Source organism: Helicobacter pametensis ATCC 51478 (genome assembly GCF_000518225.1).
GTDB lineage: Bacteria > Campylobacterota > Campylobacteria > Campylobacterales > Helicobacteraceae > Helicobacter_G > Helicobacter_G pametensis.
Genome location: NZ_KI912401.1, coordinates 116,500 through 142,480, shown reverse-complemented (window position 1 = coordinate 142,480; position 25,981 = coordinate 116,500). Strand labels below are relative to the sequence as shown.

The window sequence follows — 25,981 nt, the reverse complement described above, 5'->3', positions numbered from 1 at the left end:
ATTTGGAGATTTTGATAGGTTTGATGGATCACAGAATCAAGGCATTGTTTTAGATATGGTTCTACATTGTAGATGGGGATGATGATTGCGAAATTAGGATTCTTCATACATATAGTCACCTATAAATATTTTAAATCTGAAATTTAATCACAAAGAGTAGAACTCCCGGTTCCCAAATTCAAAAATCATACACAAGATAACAACAAATCTCTTATTTTTTCAAACCCTTATAAAAATAAACATATAAAACCTTATATCTTTAGACTAAAGTTATATGATCTATTTACTATTAATATTTATAATTTTTGGCACTCTTTGATACAAACTGATAAGGAGATAAAAATGAACATCTTAGAAAAAATGACTAATCAGCTCCAAGAGACACTCAACTCAGCAGCATCTCTCACCCTCCATTCCCAAAATCAAGAAATCACCATCTTGCATCTCTATTGGGCTCTTTGCACCAACACTCAATCTATCCTCAACCAAGCCTTCAACAAACTTGACTTTGACAAAATGGCTTTGGAGCTTGAGCTCAAAAGTGCGATTCACACCCTCCCCAAAGCCTCTAGCGTGGATAAAAGCAATATCCAGCTCAGTAAAGAACTCCTTCAATCTCTAGAGTTTGCCATGGGAGAGGCGATCAAGAATGGAGATCAATTTCTCTCTACAGATACCTTCATCCTCACCTCGCTCAATCACACCAAGATCAAACCTATCTTTGAAAAATATCTAGAGATCAATGCTCTCAGACAAGCACTCAAAGAAATCCGTGGAGGCGCAAAAATCCAGAGTCAAAATGCCGAAGAAACGATGGAGCTTCTCAAAAAGTATGGGATCGATCTCACTCAAAAGGCAAGTGAGAATCTCCTAGATCCTGTGATTGGACGCGATGAAGAAATCCAGCGTATGATGCAAATCCTCATCCGCAAAACTAAAAACAATCCAATCCTACTTGGAGAGCCAGGAGTTGGGAAAACTGCACTTGTTGAAGGACTAGCGCAAAAGATTGCTCGCCATGAAGTCCCCACAAGCCTAGCCCACAAAAAACTCATCGCTCTAGATATGAGCGCTCTTATCGCAGGTGCAAAGTATCGTGGAGAATTTGAAGAGAGACTCAAAAATATCATCGATGAAGTGAAGAGCTCGGGAAATATTATTTTATTTATCGATGAGATTCACACTATCGTCGGTGCTGGAGCAAGTGAGGGAAGTATGGATGCTGCCAATATCCTAAAACCAGCTCTTGCACGAGGAGAGCTTCACACTATTGGTGCCACAACGCTCAAAGAATATCGAAAGTATTTTGAAAAAGATGCAGCACTTGTGAGAAGATTTCAGCCCATTGATGTAGCCGAGCCAAGCGTCAATGAAGCTCTCCAAATCCTAAGAGGGATCAAAGAAAAACTCGAAGCACATCATAATGTCAGCATCACAGATAGCGCACTTGTGGCAGCAGCCAAGCTCTCCAACCGCTATATTGCCAATCGTTTTTTGCCCGATAAGGCTATCGATCTCATCGATGAGGGAGCAGCAGAACTCAAAATGCAAATCGAATCAGAGCCAAATGAACTGAGCAAGATCAAGCGACACATCCTCACCCTTGAAGTTGAGAAACAAGCCCTCAAAATGGAAGAAAAAGAAAGCAATCTTGCACGAATCCAAGAGATCGAAAAAGATTTGAGTGATGCCATCGAACAGAGAGCTTTGCTTGAAAGTCAGTTTAAAAATGAAAAGAAAGTCTTCAAAGACATCGCTTCACTCAAAGCCCAGATTGATGAACTCCGACGAGAGGCTGAGATCCTCAAGCGCAATGGAGATCTCGGCAAAGTCGCAGAGATCGAATACAGCAAAATCCCACAAAATGAATCCAAAATCAAAGAGCTTGATATGAAATGGCAAGAGATGCAAAAACATGGCTCTCTGCTCAAAAATGCTGTCACTGAGGAGATCATCGCAGGAATTGTCAGTCGATGGAGCGGGATCCCTGTGCAAAAAATGCTTCAAAGCGAAAAAGAGAAGATTTTGAGTGTAGAAGCTGAACTGGCTAGAAGTGTAGTCGGACAAGATGAAGCCATCAAAGCTATTTCTAGGATCATCAAGCGCAACAAAGCAGGCTTAAGCGAATCCAATCGCCCCATCGGTAGCTTCCTCTTCCTAGGAAGTACAGGAGTGGGAAAAACTCAAAGCGCCAAATCGCTTGCCAAATTTCTCTTTGATAGTGAGAAAAATCTTATCAGAATCGATATGAGCGAATATATGGAAAAACACGCTGTCTCACGCCTTGTGGGAGCTCCTCCTGGATATGTGGGATACGAGGAAGGTGGGCAACTCACTGAGGCTGTGCGACGCAAGCCCTATAGCGTCATCCTCTTTGATGAGATCGAAAAAGCTCATCCTGATGTCTTCAATCTCTTGCTTCAAGTCCTAGATGATGGGAGACTGACAGACAATAAGGGGGTCGTCGTGGATTTTACCAATACCATCATCATCCTCACAAGCAATATCGGGAGTGATCAGATCTTAGAAATCCATGACAAACAGGAACGATCTAGGGCGATTCAGAGTGCTTTGAGACAGTATTTCAAGCCCGAATTCCTCAATCGCCTTGATGATATTGTGATTTTTAATCCTTTGGAGCTAAGTGGGATCGTGCAAATCGTTGAGATTATGTTTGAACAAATCAAACTCAAAGCACAAGAAAAAGGTATCAAACTCTCCCTCACCCAAGAAGCCAAGGAAGAGATCGCGCAAGCTGGATTTGATCCCATCTATGGTGCGAGACCACTTAAGAGGGCATTGTATGAGATGGTAGAGGATCGATTGGCAGAACTTATCTTGGAAGACAAAGTCAAGGAAGGATCAGAAGTGGTGTTTGGAAAAAGTGGGGAAGTCAGTATCAGATAGGTATTTGAGCCTATCTGATCTAACACACATAAGCCCTAGAATTAGAAGAGATCTTGGAGCTTAATATAGAAGTGAGAAAATATACACAAAAGATTCTCTAAAACTATTTCTTGAGTTTCGCGTAGTTTTGGCATCCCAACTCACTTTTTAAATCACAGGCTTTGCCAAATAATTCCAAAGCTTTGTCCAAATCCTTTCTGACTCCTTCTCCATTAGCATATGCTACACCTAAATTATTGCAACCTCCACCATTATTCAAATCACAGGCTTTTTGATAAAGCTCTACAGCTTTAAAAATATCTTTTTTGACTCCTTCTTCCTTGGCATACGCCACGCCTAAATTAAAACAACCTTCTCCTTCATTTAAATCACAGGCTTTTTGATAAAGCTCTACAGCTTTAAAAATATCTTTTTTGACTCCTTCTCCATTGGCATACGCTACACCTAAAATAAAACAACTTGCACGATCATTTAAATTGCAGGCTTTTTGATAAAACTCTACAGCTTTAAAAATATCTTTTTTAACTCCCTTTCCAGCGATATACGCTACACCCAAACTAAAACAACCTCCACCATTATTCAAATCGCAAGCTTTTTGATTAAATTTGATCGCCTTATCAAAATCTTGCTCAACAATCCCGCCAAGAGCATACATCGATCCCACAATGGCACATCCACTACCATGACCAAACTCACAAGCTTGTCTAGAAAGCTCCAAAGCCTTTTGGAAATCACCCTTTTCATAAGCCCTAACTGCTTCTGCAAACAATTTCTCCCCCCTAGACTCTTCCCCTCCCAAAGCCAAACATATCAAAGCACAAATCAAAAATATCTTTTTCATCTTCTTCCCCTACTTCCCAAGCTCTCCAAACCATTTTTTGACTTTCTCGCATGCTTGCTCTAGCACACTTTTATGTGGCTCACTATGCTCTCCAAAGCTTTTGTGAAGTTTTTCTAGCAGCTCCCTTTGCTCTTTGCTAAGTTTTTTGGGATAGACGATCTTGATCTGAGCGATTAGATCTCCATAGTAATTGCCCCTCAAGCTTTTCACACCATTACCCTCAAAGATAAACTGTGCCCCATCTTTAGAGTTTGGCGGGATGACTAGTTCAAGCTCTTTATGCGGTGAGGGGATAGTGATCTTGGTGCCAAGAGGGATAGAGGTGAAAAACACAGGCACTTCGACATAGAGATTCTCTCCATCTCGCACAAAATGATCATCGTCTTTGACATTTAAGTGCACATAGAGATCTCCTCGATTGCCATTCTTATCAGCATTTCCCTTGCCACTCACCCTCATTTGATTCCCACTATCTACACCCTCTGGGATCTTGATCTCAATCTTTTCTTTTTGATTTTCATAGCCCCTGCCTCCACAGCTAGAGCATTTCTCCACCATCACCTCTCCACTTCCTTGGCAATGCGGACAAGTCTGAGCAAAAGTCATAAACCCTTGCTGGATCCTAAGCTCTCCATGTCCATGACATTGCGGACAGGTGGATTTGTTTTTGGCACCATTGCCTCCACAATCTTTGCAAGCAACCTTGTATGTGATCTCAATCTCTTTTTTACATCCAAAAATCGCTTCTTTGAACTCCAACTTCAGCTCTGTTGCAAAATCAAGAGAGAATTTCAGATCACTCTGCTTCTTGCGTCCCCTCTGACTCCCCCCACCTCCAAAAAACTCTCCAAAGATATCACCAAAGATATCTCCAAATCCCCCAAACCCACCTGCTCCACCGCCCCCACCTTGAAGCCCTGCTTTGCCATAGCGATCATAGATAGATCGCTTTTGCTCATCACTCAAAACCTCATAAGCTTCATTGATCTTTTTAAACATCTCTTCTGCTTCTGGATTATCTGGATTGCGATCGGGGTGGTATTGCATCGCTTTTTTTCTAAAAGCCTTTTTGATCTCATCTTGTGAGCATCCCTCTCTTAGCTCAAGAATCTCATAATAATTAAACTCTTCCAAAATCTCTACCTTCTTTCTTTGATTAAATTAGACTTGATTTGTGTTTAAAAGCTCGAATTCTATCTTAAATCTCCCTGACTTCTTTGAAGCTATAAGACTCCATGCAAACATGATAAAATCCGCCCATGAAAATCAAAAACTTAGAATCGTTTTATAACCTCATAGAGGCTCTTGAACACCTCCCCTCCATTGGCAAAAAAAGCGCAGAAAAGATGGCATACACATTATGCGTAGATCACAAATCCTTGGGTCAAAAGATCGCTCAAAGCATCCAAGAGGCAAGCCAAAAGATTCGCAAATGCAAATGGTGTAGAGGGCTAAGCGAAGAAGAAGAATGCCAAATCTGTCAAGATCAGAGTCGAAACAACGGTGAGCTATGTATCGTCGCTCATCCAAGAGATATCGCCATCATAGAAAACATCGATTTTTTTCAAGGAAAATATTATGTCTTGGAATCCATAGAAATGATGAATCTTGATCATTTGGTGAGATTGATTTCCCATCATGGGATTGAAGAAGTGATCTTTGGCTTTTCACCATCTTTGGCCAATGATGCACTGATCCTTTTTGTAGAAGATCGTCTCAAACCCCTCAATCTTCATTTCAGCAAAATTGCCCAAGGAGTTCCAACAGGGATCGGACTAGATCATATCGATCACCTCTCTTTAAGCAGTGCTTTTAGAGGAAGAAGGAAAATTTAACCACAAATCAAGATAAAATTCTAGAATGTCTTTTTGAGACAAATCTAACTTAAGGAGATGAAAGATGAAAAAAATCATTGCACTTTGCGCTATCGGTTTTGCTTCGATAATGTTTGCACAGGCACCAGCACTTTACAACAAATGTGTCGCTTGCCATGGAAAAGATGGGAAAAAAGTAGGAATCGCTCCCAAGGCACTTGCTGGTCTAAGCAAACAAGAAGTGCTTGACTTCTTGCACGGATACAAAGACAAAACAATCAAAAGTCCAAAGGCAAACTTGATGTATAACCAAGTCAAAAATCTCAGCGATGCTGATATGGAGACATTGGCAAACTATATTTCAACTTTAAAATAACTCAAATCACCATGGCGAGGAGATCTCCTCGCCATATTCAATCACTACTTTACAAGGATTTCTGATAGGTTTATGGCTCAGCTCATTATCGATTCATCACATTTCAAACACAATCTTGATCTCATCTCCTCTCACCTAGGATCCATAGATAAACTCGCCCTTGTCCTCAAAGACAATGCCTATGGCCATGGCATCAAAGAGATTGCCAAACTTGCTAGAGATTATGGCATCAAGAGTGTGTTTGTCAAAAATGAAATGGAAGCATTGATGATCCAAGATGAGTTTGAGCATATCACCGCACTCTATGGGAGTATCTCCCCTACCTCCCCTACCAATATCTATCAGACCATCCACTCCATCCAGATGCTTAAAAGTATCTCTCCTCAAAGAGGGATTGAGCTCAAATTTAATGTCGGCATGAATCGCAATGGTCTAGAGATTAAGCAAATCCAGCAAGCAATCCAACTCATCCTAGAAAGAAAACTCAAGCTTGTAGGCGTATTTTCGCACAATGGCTATGGAGATGATGGAGGAGATGAGATGCAAAAACAGCATCAAACATCTCAAGAAATCAAAGAGCAAATCACTTATCTTGCCTCCAAATTAGGCTTTGAACTCCCACGATTTCATTTTCTTAGCTCTTCTGGTGCATTAAGGCAAGAAAAAATAGAAGAGGATTTAGTCAGAATCGGGATTGCAAGCTATGGATATCTCTGTGCTCCCATTCCCATCGCATCCAAACTCAAACCCATCGCCTCACTTTGGGCTCACCAGATCTCAAAACGCACTTTAGAAAAAGAGATCAAAATCGGCTATAGTGGCGCTGGTGTGATGCCTAGAGACCATGTAATCAGCACATATGATCTAGGTTATGGAGATGGACTCTTGCGTCTCAATGAGCATCATGGGAGGCTCACTTGTGCGCAAGGAGAAGAGATCTTGCCGCGTATGTCGATGGATTGCTTCTCTTGTCTTAGCGATCAAGAAAAAATCTGTGTTTTTGATAATGCTTGGAAATGGGCAGAAATTTTTGGTACAACGCCTTATGACATCTTAGTCAAACTTTCTCCATCGATTCCAAGGAGCATCATTTAATGGAACAATACGGACTGATTGGATTATTTTTATCTACTTTTGCCTCAAGCACGATTTTACCCATCCCCTCAGAGGTGGTTGTAGCGACCTTTGTCGCACTCAAATACAATCCTTGGATCATTTTGATCGTTGCAAGTATAGGAAATGTCTTAGGAAGTGTTACGACTTATGCGCTAGGGTATTTTGGACTTGCAAAGTTGCTCCAAAAGCTCTCAAGACTTGATTCTGTGCGTGTGCGATATTTTCGCCAAAAGAGCTCTCAATATGGAGGGATCTTGGCGTTCTTGTCTTTTTTGCCTTTTTTTGGAGATCTCTTCACTCTAGCTCTAGGGCTTGCACGCTACAATGTCTATAAAGCCGTGTTTTTGATCGCTTTGGGTAAAACACTGCGATATGCTGTAGTGATCTTTGGATTTGAAAAAGCTTCAAACTGGTTTTTTTAACCCTCTGCTCTAAGCTAGTTTGACCTTCATCCAATGTTTCTTACTCTTTGCATGATGCTCCTCCTAGCTTGAAAACCTTGCCATAGTTATTTTTTGCATCAGGTTTGCTCATCCCTTTTGGCGCTCCAATCTGCACAGGCAAACTCTCATCCATCTGCCATGCATTCCATCCCCCATCATAGACTTTTACATCTTTCCATCCAACAAGTTGCGTCATAAACCAAGCCACTCCAGCCCTCCACCCCGTCCCACAATAAAATGCCACCTGATCTCCCTGATCGATCCCCTGCTCTCTCCACAAAGCAAAAATTTCAAGAGGATTTCGCAATGTCCCATCAGGATCATAATAATCTGCCATATTGCTCGCATCACTCCCACCAAATCCCCATATCGCCCCAGCTGGCTCTCCAGATCTTGGAATATAGCTATACCCACTAATCTCTCCGATATACTCCTCCCATGAACGCACACTGACCAATTTCAGGCCTTCTTTTTGCGCTTGGATGATTCCTTGGGGTAGCTGGATGATCCATCTATGATCGACAAATTTTGCTCCAAATTCTTTCTGAGGTATTGGGATATTTTTCTTATTTTCTGTGCTAAAGCCTGCATTGATCCAAGTATCTAAGTTGCCATTCATCACTCTCACATCTCTCACTCCCACCCATTTCAAAGCCAAAAATACACGATAGGCCGCGAGCTGATTACTGGAATAAAGAATGATTGTTTTTGTGCTTGTGATGCCTTGCTTTAGGAGGTTTTGCACTATTTTGTCTGGATGGAGAAAATTCCAGATTGGACCTTCTTCGATCCAGTCTGTATTGAAGTGATATGCCCCTTTGATATGCTGTTTGTAATCTTTGGAATCTTCAAGCTCTCCCCATGAAACCTCAAAGATCATCACTTCACCCCCCTGATAACTCTGAGGATTTTTCCCCTCTATCACATCATAAACCCACTGAGGAGAAACACTATAAATGAAGTTTTCAAATGATTCCAAGGGATAGTCTCCATTGACATATTCCAACCAAGAAGTATAAATCCCCACTTGATACCCCCTTGATGCAAATTCTGCGCTCACGCGCTCCAAATGATCCAAATCACTATCATAAAAAACCAATCTCTTCTCTTTGCTGATTCCCTTCTGTTCTGCAAAACTCTCCAAAAAATCCATATCTAGATAATCTAGCCATGAAGCACTAAATTGGATAGCCCCCTTGATATGCCCTCCCCTTTTGGCTCCTTCTTCTCTAAATCCATTATAAAAACTATCATCGCGTGTATCGATGATGATCGCTTGAGGATCACTGAGGGCTTGAAGAAATTCTTGAGTATTTAGCTTCTGGATTTTTTGAGTCTCTGAGCAAGCCACCAACACAAAGGCAATGATCCAACACCAATAGATACTTTTTCTCATCTAAGCTCACAAGTTTTGTTTCTTAAAAACAAAGAGATCAGCCAGCAGCCCACCATCATCATCAGCATCGCTAGCCATCCTTGATAGGAGAAATAGGCTGTAGCGACAAGAGCATTGGTCGTGGTGCATCCTCCAGCCAAATATGCTCCAACACCCATCAAAATCCCCCCTACAACACTTCTGAAGAAATCCACTCCACTCATCATCCTGCATCTAAAATCTCTCCAAATCTGTGCAGAGCAAAATGCTCCTACAACAATCCCCACGACAAATAGACTTCCCCAATTCATATATCTTTGCTGTCCTGTCAAAACATACAAAAAAAGATGCATACTTGGCACAGAAATACCAAACCCATAATCACGCCCACTCTGAGAGCTCAAAAACCACGCCAAGATTCCCAACACTCCAAGTGGCACAGAGATCTTGAGTAATCTCAAATTTTTGGAAGATAGGTTGGTTTTGGACACATAACTCACACAAGCCACACTCACACAAACCAATCCCCCCACAAGCCACCAAGGCGAGAGCGCGAGACTCAAATCAATATTGCTCAATGTAAGTGGATCTTGCAATAGCGGTGCCAAAAGAGGCTTCAATAAGCCATTTTGTGCAGAGCTCAAAGTAATCACAAATACCAAAAGCATCATCACCGCAGGAAGCACACCCTCTCCACTCCTAAACCACCCCCCACTCACACAATATCGTGCGATCCCCATCCCAAACCCAAAGAGCAATCCCCCCAAAATCGTGGCAAAAAGTGGGAGTGGTGTAGATGGGATTTCCAAAACCCCAAAAGCAGCAAGGGTAAAAATGCCGATTGATTGAATCGTGATAATGATCAAAAGTGCTGCCAAAAAGCCAAAATCTCTCTTCCACAACACATCCAAAAATCCAGACACAAAACAAAACTGCCCCCTCTGCACCAAGATCCCAAATAAAATCCCTATCCACAAACCACTCATTCTCTCTCCCTACAAACGCTCAAGTAGTTTCATCTTTCGCTCTCTCCAATCAGGCATATACAACGCTACAAAATCATAAAAGGCCTTATCGTGGTGATAGTGCTTGAGGTGGGCTAGCTCATGCAAGATCACATACTCAATAGCTCTTTTATCCTTTTCTATCAATCTAAGATTGAGATTGATATAGGATTTTTTGGGATTGCAACTCCCCCATCGTGTCTTCATCTCTTTGATTCTGAGAATCTTAATAGGCTCAAAGTCCAAAAGAGCGATGAAGTGATTCAAAATCTCTCCAAAGCATTCTCTTGCCCTCTGTTTTTGCCACGCCTTAAGCACTTTTTCTCTATGCCTAAAATCACTTCCCTCTCTCACCCTCAGCTCCAAAAACTCACCCTCTATCCTCACCCCCTCACTAGATGAAATGATCACTTTGAGGCGATAGCGTCGCCCCAAATCATAAATATCCTCGCCACTAGTAAGCTCTCTAGGAGGGATTTGGGTGGATTGAAATCTCTGAAGTGCTTTTTGAATCCATGCTTGACGCTTGTGCAAAATATAGTCAATCTCTTTTTGACTAGTCCCTCTTGGCACACTCAAAACTACCTCAAGGGAAGGCTTGACTTTGAGAATCATATTTTTGATGTCTTTGTAGATCACTTTAGCGTGCTGCATAATTTTTCTGTCCGATTTCTCGCACTTGGATGATCAATCCCTCAATCTCTTCTGAAGCGATCTGCACCTCATAGTCATAGAGCAAATCATCGATTTCTTGCTCGATTTGTTTGCTCACTTCTAGATTGAATTGCCAATCAGGTTTTTGAGACTTTTGAGCAAATACCTCATCAAGCCTTAGCACAAATTCCACCAGCCTCTCTTCATCTTCAAATCTTGATTTGAGATTGTCATAAAAGGCTTTTTGAGCGATCTTTGTCAAAGCATTGGGATAGTTTTGCTGATGATTGCTACTGTATCCTTTGAGATCTTCTAAGATCTCTTTGGCTTTGATAAGCTTCTCTATCTCATCGATTCTTCCCTGCTTATAATCCTCTAGCACGCGTGCGATCCGCTTGCTCAACTCATCATAGAAAAATGGATTTTTTTCTCTCTCTTGCGTGATGATCTGATTTGTGGCATTTAAGATTCGATCAGCTCGTGCATGATCAGAAGTCATCTGATCTTCTTGAAGAAGAAATCTCTCATCAAATATCCCCACAAGCTCGACTAGCACTTTTGCTTCATTGGCTCCGATATAGCGATCGATAAGATCTTGCATCTGTTTTTCATATGATTTGAAATCCACCTTTTCGTGATAGCGAATCTGAACATTATGCTTGAGCTCCACATAAAATTTCAATGCTTTTTTAAAAGTCTTGATTTCTTGGGGATCAAAATCCTTTTGATACCTCTCTCCCAAGAAAAGAAGCTTAAGACTCTTTGAAAACTCCAAAAGAAGAGAATAAAATCTCTCCCTCCTCTCTCTGTCCTCCAAAAACACCTCATGATCTTCTAGATCCCTAAGCCCAGAGAAAAAATCTCTCAAAGCCTGATATTTCTCCCTCACCTCTAATGATTGCGTTTGCAAACTCATCACAGCTTGAGAGATATCCCCCTCTTCATATCCTGCCAAAGCTTCATAATCACTCAAAGCCTTGCTCAAATCATCCAATAATCCTCGATAATCAATAATCAATCCAGAATCTTTTCCCTCAAAAAGACGATTGGCTCGTGCGATGGCTTGGAGGAGATTGTGCTCTTTGAGGGGTTTGTCTATATAGAGACAGAGCACATTTGGAGCATCAAATCCAGTCAAAAGCTTATCCACAACGATCAAAATCTCAATCTCATCACCATGGACAAACTCATCTTGAATGTGTTGCATATAAATCTCTTCACTTGAGAAACATCGCATCAAATCCTCCCAAGCCCTCCTCACATCATCTGCATTATCACTCTCTACCTCCTCATATCCTTCTCGCATATCAGGAGCTGAGATGACAAAAGCACTTCTAAGCCAGTCGTTTTTTTCAAAAATCTGATGATATTTGATCGCTTCATATTTGGAGCTTGTGGCAAGCATTGCTTTAAATGGTCGCACCTTGGCAAAGTGGTTGAAAATATCCCACGCGATCCACTCTAGCCTCTCATGATTTGGAGCGATTTTCTGGAATTGAGAAAATTTGGCTTTGAGATCGGCTTTTTGCTCTTCACTCAGATCTCTTGAGAGGATTTCAAACCGCCGATTGAGTGCATCTTCATTATTGACAAACTGATCGACGATCCTCCCTTCATAATACAGGGGCAAAACCGCTTCATCTCTGATGGCTTGCTCAATGGTGTATTTGTGGATAAATCCTCCAAATTTTTGAATCGAACCCTTGTCTTTGGAGAGCAAAGGTGTGCCTGTAAAGGCGATATAGCATCCTTGGGGGAAGATCTTTTTCATCGCATCATGCATCATCCCACCCTGTGTGCGATGAGCCTCATCTACAAGCACAAAAATATCTTTATCTCCCTCTTCTATCTTGTCTTTGATGCTTTGGAATTTGTGAATAAGCGTTGTGATCACACTCACACCAGATCTCAAAAGCTCCTCTAAATGAGCAGAGCTCCTAGCTTGAGAGACTCTAATCCCACTACTTCTAAACACTCTATGAATCTGAGTATCCAAATCCTTGCGATCTGTGACGATGATGATCTTGGCTGTGGGGATACATCGCTTGATCTCTGTGGCTAGCAAGCTCATCGTGAGGGATTTCCCACTGCCTTGGGTATGCCACACTAGCCCTCCCCTCCTCACTCCCCCATCATTCTCCAAAACACGCCTCAAAGTCTCTTGGATCGCGAAATATTGCTGATGGCGTGCGACTTTTTTGGTGGATTTTTCAAACACGATAAAAGATCGAATCATCTCCAAAAGTCGCTCTTTGCTTAGGAGTGAATACACTAGCTTCTCTATCGCATTGGCATTTGTCTCTCCAAAAAATGGAGGAAGATATCGCTCATCTTCTTCAATCCATTGGGCATAGTGCTTGAGTGGTGTGCCTACTGTGCCATATCTAGCGTTTTGGTTGTTTCCTACAAGGGTGAGCTGAGTAAAGCGAAAAAGATGGGGGATCTCGCTTGCTTTTTGGTTGCGTATCATTTGGGAGATCCCCTCACTTATATCTATGCCTGATTTTTTGAGCTCGATGACTATGAGTGGAATCCCATTGACAAACACCACGATATCAGGGCGTCTGCTTTTGCACACTCCATCTTCTTGAATCCTTGCGACTTCAAACTCTTCTGTGAAGCTGAAGTGATTGGCGTGAGGATTGGAGAAATCAATGAGAGATAAAGTCTGGTTTTTGCTACTTCCATCTTGGAGGGATTGGGGGATCTCTATGCCATAGAGGAGTTTGTGTGTCAAGATCTCATTGCTTTTGAGAAGTCCTTCGCTTGAGGGGGATTCTAACTCTCGCAATGCCCGTGCTATCCCATCGGTCGAGAAAGAGTAGTGCTGTCCTTTGTGGGTGAAGATGGCTTTGGAGAGATGAGCGTGCAAAATGTCTTTGAGTAGCACTTCTTTGGCATTTGCCCTTTTGGATTCTATCTCTTGGGGGGAGATGTAGGTATAGCCCATCTTTTGCAAGAACTCTACTAGGGGCTTTTGGATAGTGGAGTATTCTGATGTGGCGTAGGTCATTTGGATTTCCTTTGTATTTTTTTCAATAAATCTTTTAAACAATTAGATAGAACTTTTAATATCTTAATTAGTTTATACAGATAGAAAAATAGCCCACAATACAAAAAAATATATGTTGCAATTACAATGATTCGCAAATAAATATAGTCTAGTTTTATTAGCAAAACAACAAAAGAAAAAACAAAAATCATAAAAAGAAAAATTAGCGATTTTACAATCTCATCCAAATCTTCAGTCTCTCTAATTAAGTCCTCATCATTTTGAATCAAACTAATCAAAAAAGGCATTGTTGCAATTAGAAATCCCATCAAACTTGCAACCATACCTAGATTTGCAATGGCAAAATTGTATATTTTTTCTTCTTTAAAAAAATCTATTGAAATAAATTTGAGAACATACAAGTGTTTGTCATAGTATCGTGCCAAACAAGCCAAAAATGAAACGACACAATAAAGAGATAAAGCCCAAAACAAAAAATATTTTTTCATAGGTTTTTTGCTCTCATTTCTTGCATTTTTTCCAAAATCTTTTTGTAGCTTTTTTCTGAAAATTCTCTCCTATTCATACTCTCCTCTGTTTCAAAATCCATCTTAGTGACAAATAGATTTTCTTGAAGTGAAATAATCTCATCGTTTCCTGCCATAGTTCTAATCTCTATTTTTCCATCAAGCCATCCATCTTCCTCTATCTCCTCAGCCTGATCTATTGCGTTATGTTTGTTTCCCACAATCTTTTTCGCTACCCTCTTAATAATTGTGTCATTTCGATTGATTTCTAATCCCTCTTTTGTAAAATCTATTCTTACTCGTGCTTGATATTTTGGATTTTTTATTGCTTTTTCAATTCTTTCATCTTTAGACTTTATATTTTCCTTAATAAAATTTGGGTTAATCCTAGCTATATCATTATATTTTGCACTAAAAGAAAGCAATCGTGTAACATCATTCAACACCTCTCCAAGATCATTTCTTGGAATTGGACGAATATCCATTGTGAAACCAAGATCTTTAAAATTTGAACTGCAGTACTCAAGAAAACCATGCTTACTCATGCTTCCATCAAAATGCTCAAGGGCTAAAACATTATCCTTTAGGTCAATAACAAAATGAGAAAGGCTTGCTAATTCCTGCCGTGAATTTTCATCTTGTGCTAGAGTAATCTCAAGTGTCTCCTTTTCAATCATCGCTCCATTGTGATTTTCCCTTGAAGCAAAACCATAAAAGTATGCACTATCTATGTTATCAATCCACATTTTGTGCTTCTTACCTCTAATTTTCTTCTCTCTGTTGCCATCATGAAGAGTGTCAGCAAACGCTCTCCATACTTCTTCTTTTGAGACTTGAAAATAAGGTAATAGTTGATCCTTTTCATTAGAATGAAAAAATATCTTATAAAATTCTAAAGTTGATTTATATTTTATAATCATGATTAAACCCTAACCTTTCCATTTAATAAATTTTGCATAAGTCCCTTTTTTTGGGATTTGAGAGATTCTAGTTTTTGTTCTAAGAGTGAGATTTGCTTATCTGCTTCACTTAGAATCTCTGCGATTTTTTCTTGCTCTGCGAGGGAGGGAATTGGTATCTTAATTTCTTTCATTACTTCCTTATTAAGCTTCAACCTTTCGGCACCATTGATATATTTTGAATAATCTACACGATTAAGCTGACTACATAAAAAATAATTATTTCCCTTGCTTAGATCAACTCTTAAAATATGTGCGTGATTATTGACCCAATATTTTCCTTTTGCAATAAAACTTTTTTGCTTATCTTTTTCTAGAAATGGACAACCATCCTCTGCTAGCAATATTCTTTCTTCATCAAAAATATAATCATTGATCCATCCCACTTGCCCCATTGCTCCATAATACGGATAGACAGCATCGCTATCCCTTACAAGTCTTTCTCTTTCTGTAGATGAAACAGGAATCCGCTTGAAATCCTCATCTTCTGCAACATCCCCCAATCTCACCACTTGCCAATCTTCACTAAAACCTTTAAAACGAGTCTTAGCCGTGAGGAGAGTTTGACAAAGTCCCTTTTTGAGGTTTTGCTTCTCTGCGATGAGGGATTCGTAATTTTGGATTTGAGTATCCCAAGTGCTTAGAATCTCTGCGATTTTTTCTTGCTCTGCAAGGGGTGGGAGGGGGATTTGGAGATTCTGCACTATTTTTCCCGAGAGATTCCCTTGCCCTCCTTGTAAAAACCTAGTAGTAATCCACTCTTTTCTTTCCAAAAAAACACTATATAAAAAATATGTATTCAATATCTCTGGCTTATTTTTTATACAGAGGACAGCCTGATTTATCACGCCATTGATTTTTGCGATTGCAACCTCTCCACTATTTGCACCATATAAGGCAAATAATAAATCGCCTCTTTCCACCCATTTTGCCGATGATTCCTTAACCCCTAAAGAAGTTAAAGTCTCTTGTGTTGTTGAGTTGTAAATCTCTGCCGACTTGATAAAGGGTATCTCTCCGCCATAGTATTTTCTCTCTATTGTTTTTGGTGTTCCACCTGAAAAGAATTTTGCCACTTCCCCCAATCTCACCACTTGCCAATCACTAGGCAAGATTCCGATCTCTGTGTGTTTGTAGCCTTTTGGGAGTGTCATTTGTTTTCCTTTTGCAAGGCTTTGAGAGTTTTGTCAAAGTCTGAATTGATTTTTTGAGTTTTATTAAATATTTCATACTCGCGTGAGGCTTTTTCTATGGCTTGAGCTCGTGAGATTTTTCCATGATCTGGGAGGATTTGATAATCTCTAAAGCTCAAAAACTTATCCACACTTGCCTTAAACTCCTGCATCGTGAAAGTATTTTTTCGCTCCACCAAGTCCTCGATATAGTCAAAATACCCACTGATCAATCTCTCAAGCTTTTTGATTTCTGCTTCTAGAAGATAGTTTTTGGCTACTTCTGTATCGCTTTTGAGGATTCTGCCCTCAGGAGAGTTCCTCCAAGTGGTTAGCCCCATATTTGGAAGCGTGGCATCGGCTTTGGCATAGATGATTTCAGGAGCTGTTTTGCCTGTGATTGCATAATGGAAGCGATTTTGAATAAAAGCAAAAAACTCCCTTGTGATAGGAGATTTGGGATCATAATCAATCGAGCATTCTGCAAAAATATCTGTGATTTGCTGATAGATTTTTCTCTCACTTGCTCGAATAGAGCGAATAGTTTCTAAGAGGTTTTTAAAATAATCTTTGTCAAAAACTCTACTTCCCTGCTCAAGTTGCTCTCTATTGAGGGCATAGCCTTTGATTGTGTATTCTTTGAGAATATTTGTCGCCCAGATTCTAAAGTTTGTCGCTTCTTTTGAATTGACACGATAGCCCACTGAAATAATGGCATCAAGATTATAGAGGGTCTGAATCCTTGCCACCTCCCTTTTTCCCTCTATTTGAACTATTTCCATTTTGGAAATAGTTGCCTTTTCATCAAGCTCACGCTCCTCATAGATATTGCCCAAATGCTTATTGACAGCAGGAACATTGACTCCAAAAAGCTCTGCGATTGCCTTTTGTGTCGCCCAAATACTTTCATCTTTGACAATCACATTGATTTCTAAGTCGGTTTGCTTGATATGATAGAGAATGCTTTGAAGTTGATTATGACTCATAGGTTGCTCCAATAAAATGATTTACTTGATTTTATGGTTTTCATAGATTGCTCCAAGGACTTAGGGATTCCCAAGATTGAGGGAATCCCATAGATTTTGTGGGGATAGTGGGGTATTTGGCAAGTAGGGTTTGCAATCCTACTTTGATAGAGGAGTCTTTGAGGATTTCGGCTAGGACACTTAGAGCGAAGAAAATCTTTTTATTATTGACATCTGTGTGCAAGAAATTTGTTTTCTTAGGGATAACAAACTTAGTTCCCACCTCGCGATTCCATAGTCTTGCGTGATGAGCACAAATATTGCGAATCGTGTTTAAGCACATTAGCCAGTTTTGAAAAGGTTTTGGATGAATGCTTAATCCAAAGCTTTGCAAAATCGCTTTTTTATCTTGTGGAAGCAAAATTGAAAAAAGCTTTGACAAACTTCCAAAAGACAAAAGCTCTACACAAGCCCAAAGGGGTAAATCTTGCATTTGATACTTCTTTGTAAAATACTCGACAAAACGCTCTTTTGTTCTCTGCTTTTCGATTTCTATCTGCTCTTTTATATCTTCATAAATAATCTTGCCTCTTGCATTTTTTTTACAAACCTCAAGAGAATTTGCATCATTTATATATCCAAGTGCTCCATATCGTTGCGTGTGAATTTGAACCATTTTCGCTCTTAAGGCAATTTCAACTTTCTCAATATAGGCAAAGACAAATTTTCTTAGTTCTATGTCAAACTCATAAAGCCTTACGATATCTTCAAAAGTAGTGTTTGGATTGAAAGAATCTTTGATACTTTGAAATGGGAGAAAGTAAGCACTCAATCGATAGTAATGAACCCTACTCAAAAAATCAATTGCCTTGTTCTCATTACCAATGAGTAGATTTCTACCTTTGAGGATTTGGATTAACTCTTGATGAGTCTTTGGGGATTTTTGGAAGCTCATAGCGTAACACCTCCTAGTTGGCACATAGCCTGAGAGGCTAGAGGTGTAGGAGGTCTGTTGGCGAAATAATACCCTAAGAAACCTGAATCTTTACCCAAAGTATGGAAAAACTTTTTCACACTAGCCCCAATTCCTTGAGATAGCTATCCATTTTTTTCTGTGTTTGAGCGATCTCCTCATCAAGCTTGGCGATGTTTTTTAGCGTGGAGGGGATATCCACCTCTTCCTCTTCTTCAAAAGTATCTACATATCTTGGAATATTGAGATTATAGTCATTGGCTTTTATTTCCTCAAGTGTGGCGATGTGAGAGTATTTTTCCACCTCTTGACGATTATGATAAGTGGTGAGAATCTTGGTGATATTTTCCTCTGTCAATGTGTTTTGGCGTTTGCCTTTTTGAAACTCTTTGCTCGCATCGATGAAGAGGATATCGCTTCTTTCTCTATCTTTTTTGAAGATCAAGATACACGCAGGGATAGAGGTCCCATAGAAGAGATTGGCAGGGAGTCCGATGACTGCATCAAGCAGGTTTTCATCGATGAGTTGGCGTCGGATCTTGCCCTCACTACTTCCACGGAATAGCACGCCATGAGGGAGCACGACTCCCATCCTGCCTTGTGGTGCAAGAGAGGAAATCATATGCAAGATAAAAGCATAGTCTCCATTACCCTTAGGTGGGAGTGGATAGCGTGAAAATCTCCCCCATCTGTCATCTTTGGCTTCATCAATCCCCCATTGATCAAGCGAAAAAGGTGGATTTGCCACGATGACATCAAACCTCATCAAAGCATCGTTGTGGATTTGGAGAGGATTCCTGATCGTATCACCCCACTCGATTTTGGCATCATTGATTTCATGCAGATACATATTCATACGACAGAGTGAGTGGGTTTGGGAGTTTTTCTCTTGTCCATAGATTGCAAAGTTTTCATTTCCCACCTCTTTGCTAGATTTAATCAGCAGAGAGCCTGAACCACAAGTGGGATCATAGATCCTCTCCCCCTCTTTTGCACTCACAAGCTTGGCTAGAAGCGTGGATACTTCACTAGGAGTGAAAAACTCTCCCCCCTTCTTCCCCGCATCACTTGCAAACTCTGCGATGAGATACTCATAAGCATCACCGATGACATCACGCTCTGAGATTTTGCTAGGAGAGAGATCAAGATCATCGCTATCAAATACTTCCAAAAGATTGCGGAGTATGGCGTTTCTCTCTTTGCTCTCACCTAGAAGATTTTTGTCATTGAAATCCACATTTCTAAAGATTCCATCAAGTTTGCTTGGATTGTCTTCTTCGATTTTGGCTAGGGCTTTGTTGATGATCTCTCCTAGGTTGTTGGCCTCTTTGTTTTGGAGTAAATACTCAAAGGTGCAAGTCTCATCAAGCACAAATTTCTCTCTTGCTAGACTTCTTCTGATCCTCTCCTCATCGCCTTTGTATCTCTCTTGCAAGACTTGAAGCTTCTCTTTGTAAAAATCTGAAAGATATTTGACAAAAAGCATACTGAGAATGTAGTCTTTGTATTTGGAGCTGTCCATACTCCCACGGAATCCATCACAGGCTTTCCACACAATTGCATTGATCGCTTCTTTTGAGGCTGACATTTTTACTCCTTTTATAAGCTTTATTCTGTCTTGATCGCTCTTCTAAGCTCTCTTAGGATCTCCACCATCGCCAATGTATCAAGCTTGCAATACTCAAGCAAAGCCTTTTTGTATTTGTGCTTAAGTTCCTCATCCATAAGATGTAGTCTAGGGAAAACCTCCATCGCCTCTCCCCCATGATGGACTAACTCTAGATTCTGATAAGCTTGATCCATCTGAGGCACAAGAGCTGGCAGAACCTTTTTGATACTATGACTTCCTTGCATTTTGGGGTGGTAGTAGTCTTTGTTGGCAAAGGGGATCATAAGATCGATGATATTTGAAGCAATTTGCCTCAATGAGGAGTATTGAGGAAACTCATCTGCCAATCTATGGATCACCCCTCTCTCAAAACTTGCATTATATGCCATCACCATCACATCTTGTGGGATGTCCTCAAGTAGCTTTCTTGCCATCTCCTCTCTTGGATCTTCTCCCTCTTGTGCCAAAAACTCCCTATGCTCCAATCTTCCATCTTCATATTCAATATGCAAAGAATACTGAAAGGGAATCTGCTCATAAGGAGAGATTCCCTTCCATTGGGGGATGCTCTGCTGAAAGGTTTCAAAATCAAGATGATAGATTGGGTATCTAAGCATTGAGAGAAATTCTGCAATTTTTTCTCTATCGATATGGATTTGAGGATCCTTCTGGGAGAGGATCTGAAGTCTTTGCCCCTTGCTAAATCCATCCAAGCTCTCAATCTCCTCAAGTCTCACAAAACCCTCATAATAGAGCTCAAAACGCTTTTTCCAAGGAAGTCTTGCGAGATTGAACACACTATAATCTGGGATCTTTCTCTGCTCACTCCAGCAGTAATGACATCCATCGCACTCATAAGGATTTAAGCACTGTATACCTATTTGTATCTGTGGCTCATTGCCTCTAAGCATCTCTCTAAAGTCTTGCAATCGTTGGGGGATGGCTTGTTGATTTTCTCTGACAATCTCACTTACATCTTGGATCTTGAAAAGCTTCTCGATCTCTAGCTCCTCTCCTCTAGTGTATTCACTATCAATATGCACGACATTGGCACTTTTGATCTCATAGCCTAGTCCGCTTAGGACATAGTATTGGATAGATACATCTTGCAAATACACATCTTTGAGCGAAGTGGAGCTTTTGACCTCATAGAGATGAAGCCCATCATCTCTTATACACAAAATATCCACCATCACAAGCACACCATCATATTGAAATGTCGCTTCATAGATTACACTCTCTCCATCCTCAAGCCATTCTTTGGTCTGGGCAATCTTCTCATCAAAGCTACCCCCATCAAACCTAATCTCCTTGCCACTAGGAAAAAGAGAGCGAGCTAGATCTCCGATGCGATCTCCATTGTCAAACACAGCAAGCCTAGAATCATCTGGGATACTCAATACTTCTGGTTTGTTTTTCTTGAGCCATAGGGATTTTGGGCATTGCAACCCTCTTGTATAAAGCGATTTTGAAAACATATTGTTCCTTTATGAATCAAAGCAAAGATTTTACTTGATCTGGTGCTGTGACTGTGAATTTGTCTGAGATCCCCACCTTCCCCCTCTTGTCTTTGGATCCAAAAATTTATAAAGAGATTCTATCTAAGCCTCCGATCCCTCAAGCCAGCATCTCTCTTCTTCCTCTATAGATTCTTTAATATTTAGATGAAGGATAAAGTGAGAATAATTGCTCCCATCAAACATGCCGTAATTTTTCACATCATCTCTTAGATTCCACGAATACAAAGGGTGATCAAAAGCACTATTTTTGAACATTTCCCGCATCCACTCCACATTGCTCACATCCCAAGAATCTAAAGGATGATTAAAACAAGAGTTGCAAAACATTTGATTCATATATATAACATTTGACACATCCCAAGAATCTATGGGCTGATTAAATGCTGAGCCTTCAAACATTCCGCCCATATCTTCCACATAGCTCACATCCCAAGAAGAAAGAGAATGATTGAATGTAGAATTTTTAAACATCCTATTCATATAGAGCACCTTGCGTGTGTCCCAAGTCTCTATTCCTGAAAAATCTTTCCTCTTTGAATCTTCAAACAATCCACTCATATCCACAATCAGTGAGGTATCAATATCTCCTAGATATATGCTTTCATCCTCACATAGAGCTTTTAGCTCCTCCTTTGTGCTTGGGCGATATGATCGCTTATGCCCATTCTCTTCACAAGAGCGATAAAACATATTCTTCGTTTTTTTACACTTAGAGAGATTCCAAGAAGAAAGTGAGTGAGAAAATGGAGAGTAAGCAAACATATAGCTCATATCTTCTACACTGCTCACATCCCACGAGTCTAAGGGTTGATTAAAGGGTGAGTTTCTAAACATCATTGCCATATATTTGACCTTGGAAACATTCCACGAGTTTAGAGGTTGATTGAAAGCAGAATACTCAAACATCACATACATATTTTTGACATTTGAAACATCCCAAGAAGAAAGAGGTTGATTAAAAGGAGTGTAAGTAAACATTCCACTCATATCTTCTACATTACTTACATTCCATAAGTCTATAGGGTGATTGAAACAGGAATCATAAAACATACAACTCATATTTTTGACATTACTGACATCCCACTTCTCTATCCCAGAAAAATCCTCTCTGTCTATGTTGCACGAAAATAGATGACTCATATCTATAATCAATGAAGTATCAATATCTCCTAGATATATGCTTTCATCTTCACATAGAGCTTTTAGCTCCTCTCTATTGGCAGGTTTATATTTCATTGGTGTTTCCTTAGAGGCTTTTTAGAATCATTGGCTATTTCATAAGACATATAATGTCTCATTTTAGATCCTGAATGCTTACCCTCTCATCACCAAAAAATCCACGCAAGATTCTCTCTTGATCAGCTTTTTCAAGCTTGGAGAGGCACTCTATAAAATCCTCTGGTGCAAAAAGCTCTTTTAATAGTCTTAGTCTTGTCTTGATCGGGGCAAATACTTCACCAAACAAATCTCTATGCAAAATAACATTCAAAGCACTTGTAGGCACAAAAGTTTCCATTCTTTCGTTTTTGAAAGTGATGGGAATATACCAATCTTGTTCATCCAAATCTATCGCAAGATCCTTGATCAAAAACCTCCATTCTTGCAAGATTTCCTCAAGATATTCCTTGCTTAAGCCTTCTTTGTTTTTGCCACATCTTCTGAGAAGTTCGCACACCCCCGCCCTCCAACAAAGATCGATTTTATACCATCGCTCACATCGCTCATTGCATATTTCAATACGCCTTTGAGCATACTTGATGCTCACAAAACAAGCAAGCAAAAAAAGCAAAGTAAAAGTCATAATGAGAAAATTCTCACTTAACTCAATGCTTCTACCATTATAGAGCTTGATTCCATAATCCAAAAGATAGAACATATAAGCCAAAACCCACACCACAATCACAAAGCCAGAAAGCTTATTGATAAAATCTCTCATCTTTTCTCCTTAAGGGACAATAGTAGTCTTGGGAGTGCCATCAGCTCGCGTATAGACAATCCGCAATTTCTTCAAACTTGCATCAATGGGATGAGCATCATTTACGCTTCCGCCAGCCTCTGTCCTATAACTCGTCGACCAAACAAATTTATCCTTCTTTACATCATAAACCCCAATCCCACAGCGATTGGTGCTATCAGGATTGGTGATAGCCACAACACATTCATTTGAGATGTATCTCACATTTCTCCAAGTCGTTCCTGACATAATAGAAGCAGTAGGAATCCCTCCTGAATATGATCCACTAGGAAGGATAAAGGTAAATCGTGTGGGATCTCCAGTAGTAATCATCACTTGAGCTCCATCATCTCTCAACTTTGAGCTTTGCTTCTGCACAAATTCAAATGCTTCAGAGATCAGCCCCTTTCTTTCACTCTTTTGCTCCCTCTCCATCTCTACTGCACTCGCTTGGATATAGCCTCCATCCCCATCATCACCCTTCATCCTCATAACTGCAAGCAAGAAATTTGGATTCTTAAGATCTTGCCATGAGCATTTGATCCCCTTCTCCATTGCAAGTCTTCTATAAGAATCAAGAGCACTTATACACATTGCTTTTTCATCACTCAAGAGTCTCTTAAGCCTCTCAAGCTCCCCTTTGTAATCATCTTGATTGGGGATATAATCTCTTGCAAACTCAAAACTCTCAATGTAATGTCTTTTGTTTTTGAAATAAGAGATGAGAGCATATATCCCTCCAGCTAGAGCCAATCCAGCAGAAATCCACATCACTCCAGTAATAAACCACGACCACATTTTCTCCCCCTAATAAGGCAAGTCGATTTTCTCTGGATGATTCACTACCTCATCAAGCTCTTCTGCATAAAGATAAAGCTTGACATCCTTTCCCCAAGGCTTTGATGTGTATCTATAGCCATCGCTGTCTTTTTGCACAAGAAAATAACGCTTGATCAGATAACTTGTCATCTCTCTATCATCTGCCTCTAGCTTACCAAGAGAATATCCTGCGAGATTGGATAGTGTATTGAAATCTTTATCTGTGAGCTCTGCGATTGAGGGCATTTTCACGCCAATGGGGCTATGTGCAGTATAGTAAGGAAACTTCTTGAGATCTAGCTTTTGCTTGTGTGCATAAGTGATCTCATATAGACAATATGCTTTTTTGGGATTCTCTGTATTTTTCATTCCCTTGATGATGAGATTGATATCAAAGACTGAAGAGAGTTCTTCATATCTATTGATGTAATATTGTGCCCCTTTGTCATATTTTCTATTTTTTGTTTTATATAACTCTTTTTCACGCTCTATCTCCCTTCTTTTGGAATCAAACATCTCAAGAGAGGCAAAAGCTGGGAAAAAAATCGTGCCATTCTTCTCTCTTTTCTCATCATCTCTAATAGGAATCTCTGCAAAGGCATCAATAAAATATCCTAGATTTGCTTTTGAGTTAATCACTCTTGAACAAATGCTTTGATACTTGGATACATCAATTGACTTGGGTCGCTCAAATTTTTGCGCATTGAGAGATATAAACATCGCCAAAGCTATTAAAGTCATTTTTCTCATTTTCATTCCTTTGTTTTTTATTTTTTGAAATTATCCATTTCAAAAAGGACACCTTTTGTCCATTAGAAGAATTTATCTCTTGTTTTTGAAAGGATTTTTCTCTCCCCAGCTCTCTAGTGAGTGAGAATATGGACACTCCTCAAACATATCTTTCGTCCCCTCCGCCTTACTGACATCCCAAGAATCAAGGGGTTGATTGAAAGAAGAATAAGCAAACATAGAATACATCTTGGTTACATTGCTCACATCCCACGAGTTTATGGGCTGATTGAATTTGGAATCCTCAAACATACAACTCATATCCACCACATTGCTCACATCCCAAGAATCTATGGGTTGATTGAAAGAAGAGAATATAAACATACCTCTCATATCCTCTACCTTGCTAACATTCCAAGAGTTTATTGGATGATTGAAAGAGGAGGATTTAAACATATATTGCATAGACTTGACATTGCCCACATCCCAAGAATCTAGTGGGTGGTTGAATGAAGTCCTAAAAAACATACAATTCATGTCCTCCACTTTTGAAACATCCCAAGAGTTCAAAGGCTGATTGAAAGCACTTCTTTTAAACATTCCCCACATTTTGACAACATTACCAACATTCCATTTATCTAGTGGATGATTAAAATTGGTTTCTGCAAACATCAGTTCCATATCTTCCACATTACTCACATCCCAAGAATCTAAGGGTTGATTGAAAGCTGATTTATAAAACATCCCGTGCATATTTTTTACTTTGCCAACATTCCAAGAGTTTATGGGGTGGTTGAATGCTGATTCCCAAAACATTTCTTGCATATTTTCCACATTACTCACATCCCAAGAATCAAGTGGGTGATTGAAATATGTATCCCTAAACATTCCATTCATATTTTCTACATTAGCTACATTCCAAGAATTGAGAGGCTGATTGAAATGAGAGGCATAAAACATTTCACTCATATCTCTGACTTTGCTGACATCCCAAGAATCTATGGGGTGATTGAATAGTGAACTTTCAAACATATGGCTCATATCCTCCACATTGCTCACATCCCAACTCTCTATCCCTGAGAATTCCGTGCGAGATGAACCATCAAATAATTCGCTCATATCCGTGATAAGCGAAGTGTCAATATCTCCTAGATAGATATCTTCATCATCGCACAAATCTTTTAGTTCTTCTTTGGTGGTGGGTTTGTATTTCATCCTTACTCCTCCATAAA

Annotated in this window: 24 protein-coding genes; 5 read left to right on the top strand and 19 right to left on the bottom strand. The window is 39.9% G+C overall.

All coding sequences use genetic code 11. The features are described from left to right. A partial coding sequence (locus T391_RS08775; RefSeq protein ID WP_156923073.1) for a glycosyltransferase occupies nt 1-107 on the bottom strand: 107 nt, incomplete at its 3' end. A gap of 235 nt (nt 108-342) precedes the next feature. On the opposite strand from T391_RS08775, the gene T391_RS0105270 reads away from it, so the two are divergent. Next, a complete protein-coding gene (locus T391_RS0105270; protein ID WP_027327445.1) occupies nt 343-2,907 on the top strand; it encodes an ATP-dependent Clp protease ATP-binding subunit in 2,565 nt (854 codons plus the stop codon). 103 nt (nt 2,908-3,010) lie between these two features. On the opposite strand, the gene T391_RS08120 is transcribed toward T391_RS0105270, so the two are convergent. Further along, nucleotides 3,011-3,748, bottom strand: coding sequence for a tetratricopeptide repeat protein (locus T391_RS08120; protein ID WP_051420628.1), 738 nt, complete (start codon nt 3,746-3,748; stop codon nt 3,011-3,013). A gap of 9 nt (nt 3,749-3,757) precedes the next feature. Continuing rightward, a complete protein-coding gene (dnaJ, locus tag T391_RS0105260) occupies nt 3,758-4,882 on the bottom strand; it encodes a molecular chaperone DnaJ (RefSeq protein WP_027327444.1) in 1,125 nt (374 codons plus the stop codon). A gap of 125 nt (nt 4,883-5,007) precedes the next feature. Between dnaJ and recR the strand changes: the two genes are divergently transcribed. The 4 genes from recR (at nt 5,008) to T391_RS0105240 (ending at nt 7,476) form a co-directional block, all read left to right on the top strand. Further along, the gene (gene recR, locus T391_RS0105255; RefSeq protein WP_027327443.1) at nt 5,008-5,583 is read left to right on the top strand and encodes a recombination mediator RecR; all 576 of its coding nucleotides are present in this window, start codon (nt 5,008-5,010) and stop codon (nt 5,581-5,583) included. Nucleotides 5,584-5,647: 64 nt separating this feature from the next. Next, a complete protein-coding gene (locus T391_RS0105250) occupies nt 5,648-5,938 on the top strand; it encodes a c-type cytochrome (protein ID WP_027327442.1) in 291 nt (96 codons plus the stop codon). Nucleotides 5,939-6,010: 72 nt separating this feature from the next. Continuing rightward, complete coding sequence (locus T391_RS0105245; RefSeq protein WP_027327441.1) at nt 6,011-7,033, top strand: alanine racemase; 1,023 nt, start codon at nt 6,011-6,013, stop codon at nt 7,031-7,033. Then, the gene (locus T391_RS0105240) at nt 7,033-7,476 is read left to right on the top strand and encodes a YqaA family protein (RefSeq protein ID WP_034583957.1); all 444 of its coding nucleotides are present in this window, start codon (nt 7,033-7,035) and stop codon (nt 7,474-7,476) included. The genes T391_RS0105245 and T391_RS0105240 overlap by 1 nt, the downstream gene beginning before the upstream one ends. A 40-nt stretch (nt 7,477-7,516) precedes the next feature. On the opposite strand, the gene T391_RS0105235 is transcribed toward T391_RS0105240, so the two are convergent. From T391_RS0105235 to T391_RS08105, 16 genes are all read right to left on the bottom strand, one after another. Next, on the bottom strand, nt 7,517-8,893 hold the full coding sequence (locus T391_RS0105235) for a rhodanese-like domain-containing protein (RefSeq protein ID WP_027327439.1): 1,377 nt from the start codon (nt 8,891-8,893) through the stop codon (nt 7,517-7,519). Further along, nucleotides 8,890-9,858 carry a YeeE/YedE family protein gene (locus T391_RS0105230; protein WP_027327438.1) on the bottom strand — a complete coding sequence of 323 codons (969 nt, stop codon included), beginning with the start codon at nt 9,856-9,858 and terminating at the stop codon, nt 8,890-8,892. Before T391_RS0105230 ends, T391_RS0105235 begins: the two co-directional genes overlap by 4 nt. 9 nt (nt 9,859-9,867) lie before the next feature. After that, a complete protein-coding gene (locus T391_RS0105225; RefSeq protein WP_084340133.1) occupies nt 9,868-10,530 on the bottom strand; it encodes a M48 family metallopeptidase in 663 nt (220 codons plus the stop codon). After that, a complete protein-coding gene (locus tag T391_RS0105220) occupies nt 10,517-13,543 on the bottom strand; it encodes a type I restriction endonuclease subunit R (protein WP_027327436.1) in 3,027 nt (1,008 codons plus the stop codon). Before T391_RS0105220 ends, T391_RS0105225 begins: the two co-directional genes overlap by 14 nt. Next, nucleotides 13,540-14,031, bottom strand: a complete 492-nt coding sequence (locus T391_RS0105215; RefSeq protein ID WP_027327435.1) for a hypothetical protein — start codon at nt 14,029-14,031, stop codon at nt 13,540-13,542. The genes T391_RS0105220 and T391_RS0105215 overlap by 4 nt, the downstream gene beginning before the upstream one ends. Next, on the bottom strand, nt 14,028-14,969 hold the full coding sequence (locus T391_RS0105210) for a hypothetical protein (protein ID WP_027327434.1): 942 nt from the start codon (nt 14,967-14,969) through the stop codon (nt 14,028-14,030). The genes T391_RS0105215 and T391_RS0105210 overlap by 4 nt, the downstream gene beginning before the upstream one ends. A 2-nt stretch (nt 14,970-14,971) precedes the next feature. Continuing rightward, nucleotides 14,972-16,162: a restriction endonuclease subunit S gene (locus T391_RS08435; protein WP_051420626.1), complete on the bottom strand. Its 1,191-nt coding sequence runs from the start codon at nt 16,160-16,162 to the stop codon at nt 14,972-14,974. Next, nucleotides 16,159-17,166 carry a virulence RhuM family protein gene (locus tag T391_RS0105200; RefSeq protein ID WP_034583953.1) on the bottom strand — a complete coding sequence of 336 codons (1,008 nt, stop codon included), beginning with the start codon at nt 17,164-17,166 and terminating at the stop codon, nt 16,159-16,161. Before T391_RS0105200 ends, T391_RS08435 begins: the two co-directional genes overlap by 4 nt. A 40-nt stretch (nt 17,167-17,206) precedes the next feature. After that, a complete protein-coding gene (locus T391_RS0105195) occupies nt 17,207-18,100 on the bottom strand; it encodes an Abi family protein (protein ID WP_027327432.1) in 894 nt (297 codons plus the stop codon). Between the two features lie 115 nt (nt 18,101-18,215). Beyond that, nucleotides 18,216-19,706 carry a type I restriction-modification system subunit M gene (locus T391_RS0105185; protein ID WP_027327431.1) on the bottom strand — a complete coding sequence of 497 codons (1,491 nt, stop codon included), beginning with the start codon at nt 19,704-19,706 and terminating at the stop codon, nt 18,216-18,218. 20 nt (nt 19,707-19,726) lie between these two features. Next, nucleotides 19,727-21,205 carry a DUF2779 domain-containing protein gene (locus tag T391_RS0105180; RefSeq protein ID WP_027327430.1) on the bottom strand — a complete coding sequence of 493 codons (1,479 nt, stop codon included), beginning with the start codon at nt 21,203-21,205 and terminating at the stop codon, nt 19,727-19,729. Between the two features lie 123 nt (nt 21,206-21,328). Beyond that, entirely contained in the window at nt 21,329-22,483 is a 1,155-nt protein-coding gene (locus T391_RS08110) for a BspA family leucine-rich repeat surface protein (RefSeq protein WP_051420625.1), read from the bottom strand. A 58-nt stretch (nt 22,484-22,541) separates the two neighbouring features. Further along, on the bottom strand, nt 22,542-23,183 hold the full coding sequence (locus T391_RS0105170; RefSeq protein WP_027327429.1) for a hypothetical protein: 642 nt from the start codon (nt 23,181-23,183) through the stop codon (nt 22,542-22,544). A gap of 9 nt (nt 23,184-23,192) precedes the next feature. Then, entirely contained in the window at nt 23,193-23,999 is an 807-nt protein-coding gene (locus T391_RS0105165) for a hypothetical protein (protein WP_156923064.1), read from the bottom strand. 9 nt (nt 24,000-24,008) lie between these two features. Next, on the bottom strand, nt 24,009-24,770 hold the full coding sequence (locus T391_RS0105160) for a hypothetical protein (RefSeq protein WP_027327427.1): 762 nt from the start codon (nt 24,768-24,770) through the stop codon (nt 24,009-24,011). Between the two features lie 72 nt (nt 24,771-24,842). Next, nucleotides 24,843-25,964, bottom strand: a complete 1,122-nt coding sequence (locus T391_RS08105) for a BspA family leucine-rich repeat surface protein (RefSeq protein WP_051420624.1) — start codon at nt 25,962-25,964, stop codon at nt 24,843-24,845. Between the last annotated feature and the right edge of the window lie 17 nt (nt 25,965-25,981).